General features: G+C 42.4%; 1 pseudogene. It reads right to left on the reverse strand.

Annotation, left to right across the window (positions count from 1 at the left end):
- A pseudogene (locus tag AB4512_RS22895) lies at nucleotides 1-342 on the reverse strand (TonB-dependent siderophore receptor); the annotation flags it as partial.

The following is a 342-nucleotide window of genomic DNA, read 5'->3' on the forward strand; positions in this document are numbered from 1 at the left end:
TTCAATCTCAGACCATTGAGCGTCCCAAATATGCTTATCGCTACCGACTTGTTTACCATCAACAAATAGTGCACCTGAGTCAACACTTCCATCATCATTCGTACGGTCGTAGTGAAGTGACACAAGTACGTCTTCTGTAACATCATAATCAACGAAAAGACCACCAACTAACCTTTCAGTTTGTGGCTTTGAACCATCACCATATTCGCGCCATGAGCTATAACTTTCTTTAGCTATAACGGTACGAGCTCGCAACGTCTGAGCTTCGTTGAGACTACCACTTACGTCCACTACTGTACGTGAGTGATCATTTGAACCAATATCTTGACTTACACTTACTTG

Source organism: Vibrio sp. 10N.222.52.B7 (genome assembly GCF_041474275.1).
Lineage (GTDB): Bacteria > Pseudomonadota > Gammaproteobacteria > Enterobacterales > Vibrionaceae > Vibrio > Vibrio crassostreae_C.